Origin of the sequence: Yersinia intermedia (assembly GCF_900635455.1) — a bacterium.
GTDB classification, from domain to species: domain Bacteria; phylum Pseudomonadota; class Gammaproteobacteria; order Enterobacterales; family Enterobacteriaceae; genus Yersinia; species Yersinia intermedia.
In genome coordinates this window covers 2,676,786-2,695,510 of the sequence record NZ_LR134116.1, presented here as the reverse complement: position 1 = coordinate 2,695,510, position 18,725 = coordinate 2,676,786, and the positions used below count along the sequence as shown (strand labels likewise).

Sequence of the window (18,725 nt, the reverse complement as noted above, 5' to 3'; positions counted from 1 at the left end):
GAGCAATCACTCCACACCACTTTAGGATAAACATTTTTTCTATTTAAAATAATGAGTTATAGATATGAATAAGAGAGAAAAAACAATCACAGAGCGGAATAAATAGGGTGCGAAAAACTGGCAGAAATAAGGCAACGTCTAACACAACATCGCCCGTTAGAATGGGGGTTAACGCGTTATTGCGTCAGGTCTTCATCACGTAGGCCAGTGACTTCCTTTACCAGAGTGCGATCAACACCTTCGGCCAGTAAAGACCGGGCGATTTTCAGTATCGTCTCCCGCTGACTTTCCTGATAGCTTTCAGTGTATCCTTTCAGATAGCCTTCTAGTTCAAGTGATTCTGCAATTGCCATCAGTGCTTCCTTGTACTACGCCGAGTTGCTATTAGTCTTTCACAGTTGACGGTGTTGATACTCACCATCTTGAGATTTTCATCTCTATGGGTGGTGAACTGAGCGAGGTTGGAACTACCGGCCACCAAGAAACCGGTGCATCTTGCAATGCCCCCACCCAGCTCACCATTTCTTGCTTATTACCATGTAACCGTATCTATATCATGCGCTTTGGTCTATGCCGGACTGCCAAATCCGGTAAAGGATTTTACCGCTGCGGTGTGACTATAACCCGATGAGATTCTGTCGAGCAATTAGGCAACGCCACTTTAGGACAAACATTTTCCCACGTTAAAATAACGAGTTACAGGTGTAATTAAAGGAGTTTCATAGCGTTTTCACTGAATACAATATTAGCTCCATGAGTCTCTATTGAGCACAGACTTAATCCCAAATTAGGACAAAAATTCCCCCATTAAAATCACCCCTTATTGCGGCAACTCCGGCCAGTCAATCTCTGGCACAGCGCTGGTGTTGATGCGCATTAACGCGACGCGGTAATGTTTTAACGCCGCTACAGTGTGATTTTTACCGAGGCAGTACTGGTGATATTGGGGGCGATAACATCCACCGATTTACTGGCGTCAATCACTGCCGTTGCGATCCCGGTTACTGTCAGGTGGCTGGTTTCCGGTTCATATTCAAAGCGAGCACCATCAGGAAAAATGATCACCACAGCATCCGCCGATTGTGACGGCGCGGAATTAGCATCCGAAAAGATGGCGGACAGCACAAAGCCGGTGGTGAGTTCACCGCCGATACTGAGCACCATAACTTGCTCACCCACTGACGGCGCAGACCAAAAACGCACCCGACCAGTGCGTAGGGTTAACCAATTGAGCTAATCGGTTTCAAGGTTGCCTATTCTGACCCGGCATAATCCGTTGGTGAGATCGACGTCGGAAACGATACCAATACGGATAATGTTAGCCAACAGGCGTTTAAGACCAGCAATAAGGATATTCATGCGGCCAGTGTGCCGTCTACGGGCGCGTGCGGCATGTGATGGGTTTTGTGTGAGGGATGGCACAAAGGAAAAAATAAGAGGTATTGGGTAGGATAATAGAAAGGAAGAGCTACTTATTACATGAATTAATCAAAGGATGACAGTAAACAGTCATCCTTTGATTTTAGATATATTTATTAGGCATTATTTCACATGATAAAAAAAATACAATCACAATTGTTACTAATGTCAGCTTACCAAAGTGATTAGGAATGAATTCTAAATAGAATACTGCGAATAAAACGATAACAATAAATGGAATCGTCGAAAATAATATATTATATAATATCCTTTTCATTACCTTCCCATGCCATTAAGTATATTCACAACTTCGTCAAAACTTAAATTGGAGTTCGAACGTATCTTCTCCATGGCTTTAGAAATAACCGGATCGATATATACATAAAGCATTTCTATATTATTGATTCGTAATAAATTATAATACCCAAGGTCAATGATTTGCAGCTTCCTGGCTGCCATGGCAGATTTCTGAACTTTGCCATATAAATCAGCAGCATTAATTAAAAACAAACCTTTTTTATTTATTTCCGCTCGAACAATATTCGATACAGAGAGTGACCCAGAAACCGCTTTAGCTATAGAGTAAGCCATTGATTTTTTTGTAGCCATTGAAACTGCGAGATTGGCACCCACATGGGATGAGTGATAAGCAGAACTCTGCGCATTCTCACGCGGCGTATGTTTATCAAGGACATACTCGACATAAAGCTTTATCATATCAAAGATAACATCAGATCTTTTGTATATCTCTGATATTGCCTTTATTATTCTTGCATCCTCAGCCTTTATCTCCTGACATTCACTCGCATATTTTTCAAAGAAACAAGATGTATACCAACTGGCTCTCTCTACGCCACTGTATACACTCTCGATTGTTCCCTTGGCAGAATTCATAGTTCCTTTTATCCCACGATCTAGTGAGAGTGATAACATACTATCTGCATTTAGCTTTTCTTTTAAATAAATAGAAGCATTCATTAACTAGCACTCCATTGATTGTTAATAATCGTGTACTATACGTTATAATTATGGATTTTAAATACTACAAAGGAGCTGTATGATGCGATTGGCTAAATTTGGGACTTTTCTCGTTTTATTTGTTATCTTGACCTTCCTTATTCCAGAGGTGCTAGTCTTGGTATTGTCAAGCGATCAGTTTGGCGATGCAATCAGTTATTTTAACTTTCTTAATACGAATATTCTGATAGCGCTCTATTACGAAATGGCTATTCTTGCTCTTATTCTGTCATATCTAATGACAAAAGTGATTTTTTATTTAATGAGAAAAAATAAATAACTTAAGCAGGAATAACTAGTTAGCGATGTGTTCTAATGCTAAATCCCCAATCCATTCACTATCGCCGTCAGTAAAGCCTAGCAACTGGCGGCGTTCGTATTTCACTGTTGGCCCGTTCTTTGTGACTTTATCGCGCAAGCCGTAGTGATGCACTCGCGCCAGATTATTGACCTTACCGCTAAGGGTAACGACAGCTTCATCGGCGTTGGATTCGTTTTTGATATAACGGGTGGTGCGCAGCTTAGTAAACATCTTGCGTTTGATACGTTCTTGCTTATCGCGGCGCTTTATTCACTCCATCCTATGATGCATTTAAACATGCATTGAAAAGGGCGGTTTTTTTGTGCCTGAAATCTCATTCCTAAGATGTTCCTAACGTCATTTCCTAACATGATTTTGGTAATCTGAATAAAAGCTCACTTTTTCTGTCCGCCTACCACTGGCACGATTTTTGTTTTTCTATCATATGTTGCTGTTTGAGCCGTATTCTTATGCCCTGAAATGGCTTGCTTCTCTTCGAGCGTTCCCTCTAAATCGGATATTTCCTTTGCCTTTAAATCATGAAACGTGAAATCAAAATCCAATTCAGGAAATGTTTTTGCGGCCAGTAATTTTGCATTGCACCACTGACTACACCTGAGGAGGCAATGCCGCGTCTTCGGGATTTTTGCGCTTATCAGCCGTATAGCTGTGGTATTGCAGTTGCAAATAGCTAAAATGCATCTTGGTGGTTATTTCATGAACAGTTTATGGTGGTGACCAATTTTTGTTGACCACTACTCAGTAGATATTGCTACAAAAAGAGGATGTATTTGTATTGAAGTACACAAACACTCCGCAGAACTGATACTCATTGATCTTATTACCGCCAGAGATATTCAAAGTTTCCTGAATATGTATGTGAATCAATAAATAAAGGTTTGGTGATATGATTTCTATCAGAGTAGCAATAGTGAGTGATGCAACACTGTTACAGGATCTTTTCCTACAGTTAGGGTATCAAACAAAATGTGAAAATCTTGAATCCCAACTTAAGAGGGAAAGCGATAATCGATGCACGTTAGTTGCTGTATCTGGTAAAAATATATGCGGTGTGATTGTTATTAACTTCATTATACCTGTTCATGAAGAGGGGCTTTGGGGCGTAATTTCTGCGCTGGTAATCGATGAAGTATACCGTGGGAAGCGGATTGGCCAGAGACTTCTTACTGAAGTAGAGTCTATTGCAAAAGATAAAATGTGTACGCATATTGAACTTTCGAGTAGCGAAGTTAGAACGAAAGCTCATAAATTCTATGAATCTAATGGCTTTAAAGAAGTCCGAAAGCGTTTTGTTAAGCAACTGAAGTGATAACGCTATAATGATTTTAACGTGACACTGAACTCTTAACGCTCTCTTGAATAGCATAGCCGCCAAGTAAGGCGGCTTTTGACTGCACGCTAGCTGTGAAACGTGAATTGCGGAATCTGTAAGGGGTGATTCGATGAGGTCATTAGCGGGCGGCTGAACACCAAGGGGATATAATGAACTACCTCAGTTCTATTGGTAGCTATATTATTTTAAAATAGGACCATTCCATATAGCTTATATAGATAGTATTGACTAGATTTAAGCTATATCTGATGACCATTGAAGGTAGTAAAGAATGTTTAAGCAACGTTTGTCTGTTATTGCATTAGCGCTGATTGCTTCTCTATCGCTATCTTCAGCCCCTTCCATGGCTAACCCCGGCAATGGGAACGGGAATGGTGGTGGGCACGGAAACAGCGGCGGGAATCACGGTAATAGTGGGGGCGATGGTCCCGCTAATAAGGGGAGTAAAGCTAAGACAGGGCGTGATAATTTGGTGTCAGTGAATGTAACCTATGACCGCATACGTCCATTGGCTGTTAATTACGGGTTAACTGGGTATCAATCATTACCTCCGGGCATCGCTAAAAATTTAGCCCGTGGTAAGCCACTTCCTCCCGGTATTGCTAAAAAAGCAGTTCCTGCATCTTTACTGGAACAACTACCTTCTTATCCAGGGTATGAGTGGCGTATTGCTGGTAATGACTTAGTGCTTATTGCATTAAGCACGGCCATTGTTGCATCCGTTATAAACGGCGTATTTGATTAAATAGTTAACTAAGAATACGCATCGGCGGCTAAATCTAAGCATCTGCGACCGAGGGCACTGGTCGCAGACCTGCGCCTCGACAAGAGCATGCTGTAGGATGTAATGTCAAAAGCGCTGACGCTGGCTAGGATCAGGGATTTGCAGGTATGGTATGTTGCCAGCCAGTGGCAGTTTTTTTGCGCTTAGAATCTACCCAAATTCAGCATGCTACCAGTTAGTTAAGCGGAGAACAGCGCCGTGTGACTGCGTATCCGCGAGATCACCGACAGGCGAGTGCATTGGCTCCTTGGGTATACATAATACTACGACATGAGGGCTGGCCGGATATCGCTATTAGTTTTCTCTTCGACTGCATTCTTGTCATAAACTTGTCCTTAAGCCCTGTTTCGAAGAGCAACACAGGAAAATGTTTTCGCTGAAAGCAGCCTTAAATCAGGGAAACAGTGTACACCAGACAGCTCTCTTACTGAGGACAACGATAGATCCCGAGTTCAATCCCTGTACCTTAGGGGAGCGACAGCGTTAGTGTGGTAGAGCCAGAGACCGCACCAGATGATGTGTAGTTATTTACAATATTCAACATACTGCGGATCTCAAAGTTTGTTGTGCCAGTGGTGACATTTACCTGAGTACTCCCCAACGTACCGTTGAGTACCAGCATAGTGCGTAAAGTCCCCCCCGAGTCAGTGGCAAGACTGAGGAAACCAGTGTTAGGCACGGATAAATTGACTGTACCACTCCCACTTCCGGTACAAACAATGTTGCCTGTGATCGTTTTTATGGCATTGTTAGCGTTATTTTTGATATCAGTAATAGATACATCCCCGTGGGCAATAATAAAACTTGAGGTTGAACCGAAATTACAACTCAGCGGTTGAACTATCGGGGGGGTTTGGCAAGCCAAATTATATTCATTCAATATTCCGTAATCCAGATACCTTACCGTAGGGCATACGTTCTCCCTAACCAGACCGAGTGGTACTCTCAGTTCTACAATGTCCATCAGCCATTGGCTACTATACTGCCAACCATTCCAGGTACATTGTGCGTATGCGTTTGGCCCTGGGTAGCCATATCCTGGATAACCGATATCCCATGATCCACCGGGGTTTGTCGGGGAACCATCACCCATACACAGCACTGGCAATGTGGTTTGCGCGGCGTATCTAAATACCACAACCCCATTAGAGACGCTGGAACTGATAAAACCTAACATATATGACGCTTGGCAGTTCGAGGCAAATACCAGCAAAAAAGTGATAAATATATGCAAAAACGTTGGTATTTTTAAGAATGAAAATATAGTCATCGTTCCACCAGTTAATTATCGTGAAAGATAAGATCTGTTAATTAATTAACCTGTAAACAGTTGGTTCCAGGTATTTATTTTAAGAGTCAGAATATTATTATCTATGCCTGCAACTCTTGAGCAGCGCGCATTAATCTGCTGTTATGACCGGCTAGAAGTATTCAAGGGTAAACGTGGCTGTGGACGTGAATGATCCCGGCCTGATAGTCTGGTTAAGCAGCGCATTAGGTTCTCCCTGAAGATAGGCATTCAGCTTAAGTACATTATTTCCTGCCAGCAGGGCATAATTTTCACTACTTCCCAACGTTAATGCTTGCCCGCTAGGTGTCTCCAGGCCAATTGCTACGCCGCGAACCGTTGAGCCATTGACAATCAAGAATGTGGGTAAATTTGCATTACGCACACCATCAAATGTTATTTTCACCTTATTGGTATGGGTAAGATCGCAAGATTTTAGAAGTAGCTCAAATGGCGTGCCTACCGTCCTCTGATATTTATACAGATATTGTGTATATGTCATACCCATATTGACCGGGATGGTGTCTTTATCAAGGGAGCAGGCAGGCTCAATTAACTCACCGGAAAATGCCATATTGGCCGCAAATACCGAACTGCTGCAGATGAGAGTGCCCGCGAGCAATAAAGCAGGTTTAAAAGAATGTAACCTCATTGCAGCATGCCCCCTTTATGGATAATCAATTGACATCGTTGCTGATGCTGTAAAAGCCTGAGCTGCTAATGTGCCTGTTGGATTTTTTACCGGTACTGCATAGAGTGCCGGTTTAGTTCCCGCAGGATTAAATGACCAGGCGGTGTTTAAGGTAATGGGCGTTGACCCTAGTTGCAGTTGAATACCTAAATCACTCACCGAGGTTTGTAGGGTTCCAGAGGACGTAAAACTTGTTGCGGTTCCCGAAATCTTCATATTGATCGGAATGGAGGCCTGACAAGTCAGTGTGTATGGCACCTCCATTCTTTTATAGGTTCCATCGACCTGGGTCGTCACGACGTTGCCAAAAGCTACGGTAATTGGCCCCCCGTTATTAATCACACATGGAGCTTCCACCAGGTTCCCGGTGAAAGACATTGCGGCATCAACCGCATGTGCGGAATGACTGATTGCACCCGAAAAAAGTAATGTCAGTACTATGGTGTATTGTTTCATTGCAAACATGCTCCTGTTGTTAATATCTTCCTAAGGGAATTCAACTCTCATCGTTGCACTGGCAGAGTAAAAAACGGCTGCACTCAACGAAGAACCGGTGCGTTTTACCGGCACAGCATACAATTTCGGTGGCGTCGAAGAGTTAAACGGCATGGCATCATTAAAAACCACGGCTGTACCGCCTTCCTTCAACAACTGGATACCCAGGTTTTGATTATTTAATCCAACCGTCGCTAATGTTCCGTTTCCGTACCATGTTGCAGCACTGCTGGTGAGGATGGTCATCTTCAGGTTGGTCGGGGTCGTGCATTTCACTTCATAAGGGATCAGCATTTTTCCGCTAATCCCGTTGACTTGAGTCGTGACCATTTCACCCAAATCCAGTGGGTTGACCTTACTGACGTCAATCGTACAGGGTACTCCCCCCAGGATATTCGCCGTCACAATCAGTGGTTTTATGTCTGTGCTTGCTGCCTGTACTGGCTGTAATAGAGAGAGGTACACCCATAAAATTCGGATAGGGATTACCCTTAGGTTTACCGCTTTTGCAGCGTATCCTTTTAATCCCCACCATCGCGCGGGTAATGCGAGGAATGTCATTTGCATACTCTCTCCTTGCAATACGGAATATTTCCGCATTATTAACTGCGCTTTTCTGGTATCACATGACAAGTCGTCGAAGGGCAACTGAATGTAAGCGCTGGTCTGCCACCGTAATCATTGACATAAGTCAGCACTGGGGCTGAGCCCAGCGTATTTGCACTGATGTTAAGCGTCCCACTATCTTTGGGTGCAACCATCAATGGCTCGAAACCTTTTATACTCCCCGCACCTTTTTTGGCGGCGGCATCGACGATCGTTACATAGTAAGGTGTGGGATTATTGACCTGATACCTATCTCCAATCCGCGTCAGCGTTACCTGCTCTTGCCAAGGATTAGCTTGGTTTGCTGTGGTAACTTCAATGGCTTTTGGGCGGTAGAACAATTTGATACGCGTTTGCAGGGCAATTTGCAGTGTATTTCCCTCCTCACTACGTGGCGGGACTTCACGTAAGTTGAAGTAAAACACGGACTCTCTATCCTGCGGCAATTGTGCGACGGCTGGCAGTGACTGAACCTTTATTTGACTCTTTGCTCCAGGTTCAATCCGTTGCAACGGTGGCAGTACCATCAATGGACTTTTTATCTTTTGACCTTCTGCATTTTCAATCCACCCTTGTGCCAGATAGGGGTACTGTTTATTGTCGTTGCTGACGTTGAGGCTGACAGATTTATCGCCGCCATTAAAAACTACCCGTGTCCGATCGAGTGCTATGGCTGCCAGTGCTGACTGTGACGCCACTGCATAAATCAGTACACTCAACGTTGATATGACACCTACATGCATTTTCATCATTTTTCTCATTAGTAACGTTTTCAATAACCCATCTGTGCTATGTACGGGAATGACACCATCCCTTTCACAGCATGATTAAGATGGCTTGCTTTCTTTCATCTGATGGCAAGGCAGCAATAGCTCCGCCATGGCGTTGTTGGGTAATGTTTGCGGTAGCGAAATGACGCACTGGGCGCTACCACTCCAATAAACGGTCAGTTCATCCCCAAGCAAGACCCCACTCAGATACGTGCTCCCCCCATCACCTACCATGCCGGTCGTTTTCTCTTTCCGGTTAACCACGGTTGCACCAAATGGGGGTGACGAACCATCAGCTAAACGGATCAGTGCCATAATTTTCTCACCGGAGGCGACGTCAAAGCGACGATAACCGATAGCGCCTTCGGTCAGGGTGGCCTGGACCACTGAACTGACGACTTCGGTATCGTCCGATAGCCGATTCAGGTCAATGTTGACATTGTCACGGTAGTAACTGGTCATATCGGCCACTACCGCCTTGCCGAAATAGTTACTTCGAGTACGGCCGACGCTGTTACCATAAATAGGAACATTCGGGACACCATCGGTATCCAACAGCAAGCGAGCCCCCCCCATAGAACCGACGCGGTGTAAAGCACCACCTTGCGCTGTCATGGTTGCCCCCCCTTGTAACGACATGCCCAATGAGGTGTAAAGTCCTTGCGAGTAGCTGGCACTGGCACTCATCAACGCACTGTCTCCATAGTGGTTATAGAATCCTGCCAGTTTCACGCCATTACGGTCGCCACCACTACTGAGCTGATAATTGTCTTCTTCATTAATTTGGCCAAAATAGCTCACGCGGTGGTCGTTATTTTCTTTAGAGTACGTACTGCTGTAACTTATCGAATCGCCATTTCCCCACGGCAGGGCGAGTGATATAAACGCGCCATCGTCATTGGCATTGTTGTATTGATTACGGTAGGCGTTAAGTGACAAACTAATGTTTTTGAAACGTCCTATATCAAAATAGCGTGCCAAAGACAGGCTATAGCGGTCGTTGTCAGCACGATCCCAATACGTCTGATGTTCATAGTTCAGGTAAGCACTCACCCCTGATTCTATAAACTGTTTGGTTAGTGACACCGTGTACATTTCTTTACTGTTCTTCGACCGAATGCCACCGGAATTACGCATATCCAGAAACTCAGACATGCTCATAAAACCCTCTTGTGAAAAGCGATATCCGGCAAATGCCACTTCACTGTTGTAATCATCAAAGCGTTTCGAATAGCTGAGGCGATACGAATTCCCTGAGAGCGTATTATTTGGTTTAGTCAGGTTTGCACGCGAATGGGTCGCATCAAATGCCAGCGCACCGAATATATTCAAATCGCGACCTATACCTAACGCTTGTGAGTTGTATTTTTCTGCCACCATGCTGCCGCCATAAAGTGACCAGCCGTTACTCACCCCCCATGAAAACTCGCCAGCAGTAAAAACTGAGCCATTGATATTGTGCTGGGCATTGGACGGACGCCCTGCAACCAGTTTGTATCTTAACGTCCCAGCTCTGGTCAGATAGGGGATGTTAGCCGTGCTCATGCTGAAAGATTGCACAGTGCCATCTTGCTCTTCCACGCGCACATCAAGCTGGCCGGAAACCGCACTGTTGAGGTCCTGAATGCGGAATGGGCCGGCAGCCACTAACGCCTCGTACAGTACGCGCCCCTGTTGACTGATAATCACTTTGGCATTAGTGCGAGCAATTCCCCGTACCTCTGGTGCATAACCGCGGAGGTTTGGCGGTAACATTCGGTCATCTGTGGTCAGGTTAATGCCGGTAAAACGAAAGCTATCAAAAAGATTAAAATCCAGAAATTGCTCACCTAACGTCAATTGTGCTTTCAGTCGCGCGATCGCTCGGTATGCGTAGAGGCGTTCCCAATCCCAGTTCCTGTTGCTTGATTGCCCAGTTCCGGTCTTATGTTCCAGTTGGCTCTGCCAATTGGCGCGCAGCCGCCAGGCTCCCAGATTGCTTCCCAGAACCCCGTTACCGCTCAGGTTCTGGTTTTGGCTACCCTCTTGTTGATTCTGTCGCTGCAACTGCGCATTGATGTTGTAATCCAACAATATGCCAGGGATACCGTTATCCCATCGTGACGGCGGCTCCCAGTTAGCCGCAACATATTCGAGGTAGGCCTGCGGAATACTGATATAAAGTGTTGATGTCGCTAAATCCCCTCGTGCACTCATCCCCTCAAGGCTGCCGACCAGCAAACATTGCCCTTGATGCCACCAACCCAGATTGGCCACAATTGAGGTTTTAAACCCGAGTTGTTCTACTAGCGTGGGAGAAATACAGGCTTCACTGCCTTTCGGGTCATCTTCCGGTGGGTAAAACGGTACGCTCTGTTCTGGTAAGCTCACGTCATTAATCTGCACTGCCATACTGTATTCGCCGGGCATAATGTAACCACTTCGGGAAAACTGGCCCAGATCGATTTGAGTATCTTCTTTTAAATCTAAGACATCAGTATTGAACTGAACATCTTCAGCATTCACCCGACAGTTTCCTCCCCATAAGACAAGGAAAATGAATCCACGTAACAATCGAGACTGAAAGATTGGTAACGAGAAGTAGGGTGAGATCATCATTATCCGTTGACCTTTAATTATATTAATTAATAATCCAACCATTATTTGTTTTACGAACGCGACTGCCGTGCAGGGCAATATCGCCTATCTTTTATAGTTATTAGGTAGTGTCGAAATAAAACAAATTCAGTATTAGTAATAATCTATTTTGAATCGTATAACCGAGGAATAGCCTCCCACTTGTAGTTGCTGTGAGTTACTCACCAGTTGTACATTATATTTTAGGGCCATATCCTCGGAACTGAGTTGCCCGATTGGTAAAGGGATACCTGGGACAGCAATATTCCCTTGACGATCAGAAATTTGCACTGCCACCCCTTTAGCATTTCCTTCGATACCAAATTTTCCATTATCATTTCGACCATCAAAGGTGATTCGGAAAAAACGCCATTCAGGCAGTTGATTATTAATCTGAGATAAAAGGCAGTTCATGAGTTTTATTGTAAATTCCTGGGAAAACCCCTGACCCTCACGGAGGATTCTCTTGGTTGATAAGACTCCCATGTCCAGTGTCTGATCAAAACTGCCGGTATCAATGGAGCAGGGCACATCAATAATCGAACCAGATAGCGTGACTTCTCCAGCCTGGCAGTTTTTGAATAGGGCACTTCCACCTAACATGCACAGCGAAGAAATCATGGCTAAAGTCGACATTTTCCAGAACATACAACGGCTCCATAGCTGACCGTACTGCAAACAGAATAGACATCCATTCGGATGCAGTACGGCCAAGAACTACAAACTACTGTGCCAATTACTCGTAATTCATAATGAAGTTAACTGTAGAGGTAAAGTTGCCTTCCACAATGTCTGAGGCCGCTACACCTGGATTTGGTTTCAGATAGGCGGTGAACTCCAAATCTGTGTTACTGCTTTGAGCGAGTTCTTGCAGGGTGGTTTTTTGACCCAAAATTACTGGTTTACTGGAATAATCAATAAGTTGGATGCTGGCACCTTTTGCTGAACCGGTGATGCCCAGTAAGGTGTTGGTCACCCCTGTACCTGGGTACCCACCTTGAGGACCGGTAAAGGTTACACTTACATTATTGCCTATCGGGGATCCTGGCGCAGGAGTTGACATCGCGAATGAGCAGTTCAATAGTTGAATCTTGAACTTCTGCTCTGGACCACTAATACCGCTAGCTAAGCCAGGTTTAGACACAGCCCCTAACTTCACAGTTTGTTTTACACTGTCAGGATGTATGGAGCAGGGGGTATCAGTGATTGAACCCTCGAAATTAACCTGTCCTCCGGTCGCTGCGTTTGCCAGTGATATAGAACCACACATCAGCATAGTAGCCAGCGCCATCTTATTCATATTCATATTTCATCCTTAAAAGATTCATTAAATTTAATTAAAAGTGGCGGATTCAATTCTAAAGTGCAGAGCTAAGCCGCCTTTCTTTGCCCTGCATACATTACCCAGACTGCCTGCTCCCAAAATTCGTGTGGTCAACCATTCAGGACTGCCTGATAGCGTATTAAATCTTCTTCTGGCATGGTTATCAGGTCCGCTCTTACCTAGATAAACAGCGGTAGGAAGCCGTCAGTGCTCCCATTCAATCCATGCTCATATGGGGCATACTGATAGGGTCGTCAGCCCACATTCGTTACTGCAAAGATCAATGAATTTGACGGAAAAGCTCTGCATTACTGCACACCCCAAGCTTTTTCATGGCTGACCGTTTCTGACCACTGATGGTCTTTTCACTTCTGCCCAGAATTTTGGAAATATCTTTTCCCGTAAATCCCTGTTTAAGCAGGTCAATAACAGCCGACTCACAGGGTGTAAGTGGCGTAAAGTAATTCGCTGTGGCTGGTGTTGGCCTTTCACGTAATGGTGTTAACGGGTCAACCACCCGAGAGCCTTGCCGGTTTAATACCTGTCTGATTTTGTGCTTAATCTCAGCTTTTTCGTCCGTTTTATACAGGATGCCTGCGACGGCATTGGGCGAAGCAACCCACGGCGAGAAGGCATTTTTTGAACTGGAAATAATGAAAATAGTCAACGGATAGGTCAGCTTAAGGTAACTGGCCTGCACAAATACCGAATAAAAAGAGGCAGAATCGGCATCAATAAACGCCACTTGGGTCTTTTCATTTAACTTATCCGTAAGAATAGCTGTCGATTCAAATGGGTATTTCGCCAGAGCTTCATTGATCAAGAGCAACAGGCCGTGCCGAAAGTAATTATCTGTCATTGCTATTGTACAATTAAACATATCTCCACCCTGCGGAATAACCTGCGAGTCAGGTTGTTAAATAAGGCAATGCAATAAGAATATTTAACAGATAAGTTTTATCTGTTACTGAATAGGGCAATAACGGAAGGTGCTAATTAGCAATCATAAATAGCCGACTTCCTGAATATAGAGATTGTGGTGATAGGTCTCAGTAGTAAACTTTTAACGTAGCTATCACACACATCGCACCTTTTACACGCTTACACGATTTATCCATCCATTCGTACTCATTGCGACAGATTATACAAGTAAACATCCTTTTCGCGAAAGATCAGATCGATAGCGCAAATTGTGCGATATAAAATTCTAAATAAAGATGCTATTACGTGTTTTTACAAAATAAAAAACTATATACTATAAAGTATATAGATCTATAGAATGTATAACGAAACAATTGAAAGATTTAAAACTAAATATGTATTTCATTGTCCCCTCCCTAAAATGATAATAAGAAAACGTCCGTGATAATATGTATTGGCCTGTTTTTTAAACACTGCAACTCGCTACGGATAAATAATCTCTTTGTTTTGTAAGGTATTATTTTTTTACGCGGTCATATTTTAATGATAAAGATGGCCAATTATGAACCATTATTGTTACAATATAACATTTTGATTCCTACAGTTAAAATGTGAAATATCCTACAAAAAAATATAAATTAAAACATTGTTGGCGCTGTTATTTTGCTTATTAATCATCTCTCGCCTCTCATCTAAAGGCTTACAGAGAAAAAATACTCTGAGTGGTGCTGCTGTTGAACGGCAATTTTGTGCACATTGCGCACGCAGGCTGTATTTTGTTGGCGGAGATACAGCAGTGTGGAGGGGCGGCTTGGCGCATGAGTGGGAGGGGGCCATCTTAAAGCGTTTTCTGGTCTGCGGTTCACGATATTCCAAATGCCACCAGACAGTTTTTCGGAGTTACCGATATGTGGGCAATATCAATAATGTAAGCATCACTTTAGTTTCTTATTCATAATATAAATTGGATTTACACTACTGCGAGATAGTTCGAAATAAAGCGCGACTTATTTAAGTCAGCCCTATCGATAGCAATATAAAATCTGTTGGGAATGGTACGGTCACACGGCCTGTTAATGGGGATTACTCTGGTGGGGGATGGGTTGGGTACGTAGAAACTATTGTTCGATTATAAATGCAAAAGACCGCCACTAGCACCGGGTTACCAGTGGGTACGATGTTTCGTGGCGGAAGAAAAACCGAATCCATAACCTTTTACAGGGTCTTATAGCGTGCTCGCAGGTTGACAGACATGAAAGCGCTGTGGATTTGGCACTGAGATGATTGATCAAAAAATGATCAGTATCAATGAGTTTGAAATGATACATATCACATAACGGCAAGTTTACTGGCTGGTCAGATTGTTTATACGGCAGGGCCCACTCAAGGTATCGGGGTGAGCTATATATGTAGGGTGCATTTAAGCATTACTTTGCTGAATGGTTTTTCAGGGGGTATAGAAGGATTACAACCTTCGCTTTGATACTTCAACCTGATGAGGTTAAATCAGAAGATAATCATAGGCCATCATTCAGTAATCATCTTCAACGTCTTTAGCGGCTGAGCGAAGGACGAGCCAGATTATCACCGCGATGACCACAACCACACCGACTATTATCAACGTTATCTTCAATTCCCGAATAGCCTTATTCAAAGTGGTACTATTACTCATCGCGGTAGAGTAACGAATAAAATAGCGCATAACGCCCGACATTGCTGGATTGTGCGCGTTTTCTAATCAATTAAGTTGTGTGGTAGCGCTGACAGGGATGCTAGCAGATATTAAAAGCATAATCGATATGCGACATAGTGATTAAGATTTTTGCTTAGTACCGATGGCGGATATCAAAATTGATGAGCAAAGGCCAAGCATATCATCGGGGAATAGGCATTCTGATTAGATCTAGCCTTTATAGACTATTTACCATGGTAAACCGCTTCAATATTGTAACCATCAGGATCGAGAATAAATGCAGCATAGTAGTTTTCATGGTAATGAGGGCGATAGCCTGGTTCCCCATTCGATACTGCACCAGCTTCCATGGCAGCACTATAGAATTGATTGACCTCATTTTTGCTTGCAGCACGGAAAGCGATATGGCTTCTTGGGGTATAAGGAATACCTTGCATGATCCAAAAGTCGCCACCGGGGTCATCCCCATTTGCTGAGATTTTTACACCAAAACCATAAGCATCACCAAGGTTTAGACGTATTTCGTAATTGAGAGGTGCAAGAATGGCGCTATAAAAATCCTTGCTTATTAATATGTTAGTTACATTAAGCCCAGTATGGTCTATCACTTTTTATTCCTTTGGTTAAATGCTAGCCATTAATCTCACCAGAGTATAACTCACACTGAACATCTTATAATTTGATGCTAATCTCAATCCTTATTAAGACATTGCATAACTTGCAGCCAGGCTGTTTCTGTTTCTTTTCCCAACTGTTGGAATACCTGCTGTAGCAGTTGTATTTGTGTATCTGTTAATTGAGATTCAAGCTTTTTACCGGCAGGGGAGAGAGACAACTGCCGCACTCGTTGATCATATTCGGCGGTGGTAACCGTGATTAACTCCATTTTAACTAATTGTTTTAATGGCGCATTAAGTGCTTGTTTACTGATTTTTAAAATACCCAACAAGGCATTGATGGCGATATCAGGATTGTGTCCGACAAAGTACAAGATGCGGTGGTGCACCCGACCTAATCCTCGCTGGGCCAGTAATTTATCCGGCAGTTCAGTAAATTTCCGATAACCAAAATAGAACTGTTCGATGGCTTGATGAAGTAATAGATGTTCCTGTTGTGGGGCTTTTTTGGAGGTTGCCATCGGATTTTTATCACAAATTAAAAAAATAATTAGGTCAATGGTATTGACGTAATTAGCCGCCCAATTTACTGTCCATAAAGGTCAAATGTGTTGACCTTTATGGAAGGACTGCCATGAATAAGACTGTAGTGGATCAGAATAATCGATTTTCCTCACGGCTGCACGATCTTCACCCCTCGCCTATACGGGAAATACTCTCTGTTATTGAACGGCCTGGGATGATCTCATTTGCTGGCGGCTTGCCTGCGGTTGAGAGTTTCCCGCACTTGCATCTGGAAGGAATGCCGCAATCGATGTTGCAATACGGGGCCAGTGAAGGGGAAACAGAATTGCGCAGGGATATTGCGCAGAATTTATGTAAGCGCGGTTTATCTTGCACTGAGGAGCAGGTACTGATTATTTCAGGCTCGCAACAAGGAATTGATCTGGTCGCTAAGTTATTTATTGATGCAGGAACACCTGTCGCTGTTGAGTCGCCCACTTATTTAGCCGCATTGCAGGTATTTCGCTTCTTCGGGGCACAGTTTGTAGCCTATGATTCGGCGCAACCGGATATTGATAAACTTAAAACAGAAAAACCGGCTTTTGCCTACAGCATTCCAACGTTCCAGAATCCAAGTGGTCACTGTCTTGATAGTACGCAGCGAGCGACATTGGCAAAGGCATGTGATGACATTATGTTGCCACTGTTTGAAGACGATCCTTATCATGACCTGGTTTATGATCCGTGCGAGCGAAAACCGGTATGCGCCTTATTACAGCACGCACCGTGGATTTATCAGGGGTCCTTTTCCAAAAGTTTATCCCCGGCACTGCGGTTAGGCTATCTTGTTGCTTCGCCAGAGTTAATTCCCTATCTGACACGGTTAAAGCAGGCGGCTGATTTGCACAGTAGCCGAATCAGTCAATGGCTGGTATTACAACAGTTGCGTGCTCCTAATCATGCTGAGCATATGAATGAACTTGCTGCATATTATAAAAGTCGTCGTGATGCATTTGAGATCTCTTTACAGCGCCATTTTGGTTCTCTTGCCTCTTGGGAGAAACCTGCTGGTGGGCTATTTTTCTGGCTGACGCTTAATCATTGTATTGATACTCGTAAGCTATTGCCTAAAGCACTCGAAAGAAATATTGCATTTATGCCGGGCGAGTCGTTCTTGCCCTATCCGTCAGAAGGCTGTGGACAGTTACGACTTAACTTCAGTCATGCAACAGAGGAGCAGGCTGATATGGGTTTACAGGTACTAGCAGCGTTGGTGAGAGAGTATTGTTAATATTCTAAAATAGACTACAAATAGAGTGGCGAAAGCTGCAATAACAAAGAAAAATGGTTAATAGGCGGGAGCCATTCCCGCCAATTTATTTCCGGTCATTAAATACGGCTTATACGAAAGGAGGTTGTTTTTTTAGAATTTCATCAATTATATTTAATACACCAGAGTCGTTATTTGATTCGGCCTGATATTTTGCTATTTGTTTAATGTTATCTGGCGCATTTGCCATAGCATAACCAAAGCCTGCGTACTGCAACATCTCAATATCATTACCACCATCGCCAAAAGTGACAACCTCTTGATCAGTTACATTCCACATTTTTTGGAGCAATTTAATGCCATTGGCTTTGTGAATACCCGGTATTATAAGGTCTACAGAACCATGCCCACTTGAGACTGGTGTTACGATACCTGCGAGTTCCTGCTCAATAAATATCATAAAGTCTGCCAGTTTCTCATTGGGTAAACTTATCGCAAATTTGAATGCAGGCTCTGTCACTTGTTCGAAATCATCGATGATTTTGAGACGATGGTAGTATTTACTCATGGTCGTATAGAAATAGTTATCTGAGGAACGCAGCATGTAAGCGCTATTTTTCCCACAAACAATCACATCAAGATAGGGGATGGGTAGTAGCGTTTTTAGCACTTTATTGCCCTTTTCCGCGGAGATTGCACCGCAGAAAATTTCAGTATTTTCGTTACTGACATAAGCCCCATTTTCAGCAACAAAAGCGATTTCATTGGCTATATCAGGGAAAAAGGAAATTAACTGGTAATATTGATTGCCACTGGCAACCACAAATTTTATTCCATTCTCCTTTAGTTGTGAATATTGAGTACTAAACCGCGCCCTATCAAAACTCATTTGATCATTGAGAAAGGTTCCGTCCATATCAACGGCAATTATTTTAATGCTCATATAAATTCCCTCTTTAACATATTGGTTTGATAGAAAATATTTTGGCATAGTCCATTGAAAAAAAAGCTAGCATAATTTTGCTAGCAGGTAAAATTACCATACTCAGTCAAAT

20 protein-coding genes and 1 pseudogene are annotated in these 18,725 nt (G+C 43.4%); 3 read left to right on the top strand and 18 right to left on the bottom strand.

Features of this window, described 5'->3' with window-relative positions:
• Positions 1–176 precede the first annotated feature (176 nt).
• The 6 genes and pseudogenes from EL015_RS21715 to EL015_RS22080 form a co-directional block, all read right to left on the bottom strand.
• Positions 177–353 carry a hypothetical protein gene (locus EL015_RS21715; RefSeq protein WP_005184841.1) on the bottom strand — a complete coding sequence of 59 codons (177 nt, stop codon included), beginning with the start codon at positions 351–353 and terminating at the stop codon, positions 177–179.
• A gap of 467 nt (positions 354–820) precedes the next feature.
• Positions 821–967: a tail fiber assembly protein gene (locus EL015_RS22175; RefSeq protein WP_269057145.1), complete on the bottom strand. Its 147-nt coding sequence runs from the start codon at positions 965–967 to the stop codon at positions 821–823.
• Positions 910–1,359: pseudogene (locus EL015_RS12305) on the bottom strand (phage baseplate assembly protein V); the annotation flags it as partial. The pseudogene EL015_RS12305 and the gene EL015_RS22175, both read right to left, overlap by 58 nt.
• 336 nt (positions 1,360–1,695) lie before the next feature.
• The gene (locus EL015_RS12300) at positions 1,696–2,397 is read right to left on the bottom strand and encodes a hypothetical protein (RefSeq protein WP_005184849.1); all 702 of its coding nucleotides are present in this window, start codon (positions 2,395–2,397) and stop codon (positions 1,696–1,698) included.
• 334 nt (positions 2,398–2,731) lie between these two features.
• Positions 2,732–3,007, bottom strand: a complete 276-nt coding sequence (locus EL015_RS12290; protein ID WP_261371937.1) for a phage virion morphogenesis protein — start codon at positions 3,005–3,007, stop codon at positions 2,732–2,734.
• Between the two features lie 125 nt (positions 3,008–3,132).
• Positions 3,133–3,324: a site-specific integrase gene (locus EL015_RS22080; RefSeq protein WP_144405150.1), complete on the bottom strand. Its 192-nt coding sequence runs from the start codon at positions 3,322–3,324 to the stop codon at positions 3,133–3,135.
• A 320-nt stretch (positions 3,325–3,644) separates the two neighbouring features.
• Between EL015_RS22080 and EL015_RS12280 the strand changes: the two genes are divergently transcribed.
• On the top strand, positions 3,645–4,067 hold the full coding sequence (locus EL015_RS12280) for a GNAT family N-acetyltransferase (RefSeq protein ID WP_032906242.1): 423 nt from the start codon (positions 3,645–3,647) through the stop codon (positions 4,065–4,067).
• A gap of 295 nt (positions 4,068–4,362) precedes the next feature.
• Complete coding sequence (locus tag EL015_RS12275) at positions 4,363–4,836, top strand: anti-virulence regulator CigR family protein (protein WP_005184857.1); 474 nt, start codon at positions 4,363–4,365, stop codon at positions 4,834–4,836.
• Between the two features lie 505 nt (positions 4,837–5,341).
• Here the strand turns inward: EL015_RS12275 and EL015_RS12270 are convergent.
• The 11 genes from EL015_RS12270 to EL015_RS12220 form a co-directional block, all read right to left on the bottom strand.
• On the bottom strand, positions 5,342–6,052 hold the full coding sequence (locus tag EL015_RS12270; protein ID WP_126286788.1) for a hypothetical protein: 711 nt from the start codon (positions 6,050–6,052) through the stop codon (positions 5,342–5,344).
• Between the two features lie 244 nt (positions 6,053–6,296).
• The gene (locus EL015_RS12265; RefSeq protein WP_050072700.1) at positions 6,297–6,815 is read right to left on the bottom strand and encodes a fimbrial protein; all 519 of its coding nucleotides are present in this window, start codon (positions 6,813–6,815) and stop codon (positions 6,297–6,299) included.
• Between the two features lie 15 nt (positions 6,816–6,830).
• Complete coding sequence (locus EL015_RS12260) at positions 6,831–7,310, bottom strand: fimbrial protein (RefSeq protein WP_050413744.1); 480 nt, start codon at positions 7,308–7,310, stop codon at positions 6,831–6,833.
• A gap of 30 nt (positions 7,311–7,340) precedes the next feature.
• Positions 7,341–7,916 carry a fimbrial protein gene (locus EL015_RS12255; protein ID WP_050297487.1) on the bottom strand — a complete coding sequence of 192 codons (576 nt, stop codon included), beginning with the start codon at positions 7,914–7,916 and terminating at the stop codon, positions 7,341–7,343.
• 35 nt (positions 7,917–7,951) lie between these two features.
• A complete protein-coding gene (locus tag EL015_RS12250; protein ID WP_050089194.1) occupies positions 7,952–8,704 on the bottom strand; it encodes a fimbria/pilus periplasmic chaperone in 753 nt (250 codons plus the stop codon).
• Positions 8,705–8,782: 78 nt separating this feature from the next.
• The gene (locus EL015_RS12245; RefSeq protein WP_032906245.1) at positions 8,783–11,323 is read right to left on the bottom strand and encodes an outer membrane usher protein; all 2,541 of its coding nucleotides are present in this window, start codon (positions 11,321–11,323) and stop codon (positions 8,783–8,785) included.
• 132 nt (positions 11,324–11,455) lie between these two features.
• Positions 11,456–11,989, bottom strand: coding sequence for a fimbrial protein (locus EL015_RS12240; protein WP_005184885.1), 534 nt, complete (start codon positions 11,987–11,989; stop codon positions 11,456–11,458).
• A gap of 88 nt (positions 11,990–12,077) precedes the next feature.
• Complete coding sequence (locus EL015_RS12235; RefSeq protein ID WP_032906247.1) at positions 12,078–12,647, bottom strand: fimbrial protein; 570 nt, start codon at positions 12,645–12,647, stop codon at positions 12,078–12,080.
• Positions 12,648–12,945: 298 nt separating this feature from the next.
• Positions 12,946–13,545, bottom strand: a complete 600-nt coding sequence (locus EL015_RS12230; protein ID WP_080547908.1) for a LuxR C-terminal-related transcriptional regulator — start codon at positions 13,543–13,545, stop codon at positions 12,946–12,948.
• A gap of 1,958 nt (positions 13,546–15,503) precedes the next feature.
• The gene (locus EL015_RS12225) at positions 15,504–15,887 is read right to left on the bottom strand and encodes a VOC family protein (protein ID WP_032906248.1); all 384 of its coding nucleotides are present in this window, start codon (positions 15,885–15,887) and stop codon (positions 15,504–15,506) included.
• 83 nt (positions 15,888–15,970) lie between these two features.
• The gene (locus EL015_RS12220; protein WP_005184901.1) at positions 15,971–16,417 is read right to left on the bottom strand and encodes a MarR family winged helix-turn-helix transcriptional regulator; all 447 of its coding nucleotides are present in this window, start codon (positions 16,415–16,417) and stop codon (positions 15,971–15,973) included.
• A 113-nt stretch (positions 16,418–16,530) separates the two neighbouring features.
• Here EL015_RS12220 and EL015_RS12215 point away from each other — a divergent pair, with 113 nt between their 5' ends.
• A complete protein-coding gene (locus EL015_RS12215) occupies positions 16,531–17,691 on the top strand; it encodes an aminotransferase-like domain-containing protein (RefSeq protein ID WP_032906250.1) in 1,161 nt (386 codons plus the stop codon).
• Between the two features lie 109 nt (positions 17,692–17,800).
• On the opposite strand, the gene EL015_RS12210 is transcribed toward EL015_RS12215, so the two are convergent.
• A complete protein-coding gene (locus EL015_RS12210) occupies positions 17,801–18,613 on the bottom strand; it encodes a Cof-type HAD-IIB family hydrolase (protein ID WP_032906251.1) in 813 nt (270 codons plus the stop codon).
• Positions 18,614–18,725 lie beyond the last annotated feature (112 nt).